Raw genomic sequence first — 1,206 nt, 5'->3', positions numbered from 1 at the left:
CGACGTCCCCCCGCCTTCAGTAGCGGGGCTCTTTAGAGTCCGGGTTTCATCGTAGCGGCTTTCGCCGCCAACTGTTCGGCATAGGCGGCCGGGGTCAGCCCGCCCAAGCTCTTCTTCGGTCGCTCCTCGTTGTATTCCCGGCGCCAGGTCTCGATCTCGGTGCGGGCGTGCAGCAGCGTCGGGAACCAGTGCTCGTTGAGGCATTCATCGCGCAGGCGGCCATTGAAGCTCTCGATGTAGGCGTTCTGATTCGGCTTGCCGGGCTGGATCAGGCGTAACTGCACGCCGCGTTCGTGGGCCCACGTCACCAGCGTCTTGCCGCAGAACTCCTTGCCGTTGTCCGTCCGGATGACCCGCGGCAAGCCCCGCGTCAGCGCAAGCCGGTCCAGCACCCGCGCCACGCCGTGGCCGGAGATCGCCCGTTCCACTTCGATCGCCACTGCCTCGTGCGTGGCATCGTCGACGATGGTCAGCGCCTTGATCACCCGGCCCTCGGCGGTGCGGTCGAACACGAAGTCCATCGACCAGACCTGGTTGGCCGCCTCCGGCCGCAGCAACGGCTGGCGCTCGCCCAGCGGCACCTTCTTCCGCTTGCGCCGGCGCACCTGCAGCTTGGCCTCCTGATACAGCCGTTCCACCCGCTTGTAGTTCACCGGCCACTGCTCCTGTCGAAGCTTCAGATGGATCATCCCCACGCCGTAGCGCTTGTGCCGCTGCGCCAGCGCCAGGATGCGATCCCGCAGCTCGACGTTGCGATCAGGCCGTGGGGCATAGCGGAGCGCACTGGCGCTCATGCGCACCGCCGCCAGCGCCCGCCGCTCGCTCAGCCCCCTGCCCACCAGGTAGCGCACCTGCTCACGCCGAGCCGGTGCGCTCACCACTTTTTTCGCAAGGCGTCCTTGATCACGTCGTTCTCGAACATCTGCTCGGCCAGCAGCTTCTTCAGCCGCGTATTCTCGGCCTCCAGCTCCTTCAGCCGCTTGGCCTCCGGCACGCTCATGCCACCGAACTTGCTGCGCCACAGGTAGTACGAGGCCTCGCTGAAGCCGTGCTTGCGGCACAGCTCCTTGACCGGCATGCCCGCCTCGGCCTCACGCAGGAAGCCGATGATCTGCTCTTCGGTAAACCGCTTCTTCACGTCCAATCTCCGTCTGGTTGGGGATTGGACTCCAAATCGCCGTGCTACTCAAAACCGGGGGGACGTCG

At 65.9% G+C, this 1,206-nt stretch carries 1 protein-coding gene and 1 pseudogene; both read right to left on the bottom strand.

Annotated elements, in window-relative coordinates:
• Positions 1 to 32: 32 nt before the first annotated feature.
• Entirely contained in the window at positions 33 to 1,022 is a 990-nt protein-coding gene (locus PLC66_RS22760; protein ID WP_324544451.1) for an IS3 family transposase, read from the bottom strand.
• Positions 989 to 1,078, bottom strand: a pseudogene (locus PLC66_RS22755) (transposase); the annotation flags it as partial. The gene PLC66_RS22760 and the pseudogene PLC66_RS22755, both read right to left, overlap by 34 nt.
• Positions 1,079 to 1,206 lie beyond the last annotated feature (128 nt).

Source organism: Thauera sp. (assembly GCF_035444905.1).
In the GTDB taxonomy this organism is placed as follows: domain Bacteria; phylum Pseudomonadota; class Gammaproteobacteria; order Burkholderiales; family Rhodocyclaceae; genus Thauera.
Note: the sequence above shows the minus strand (reverse complement) of the source record. Positions and strands in the feature narration are given on the sequence as shown.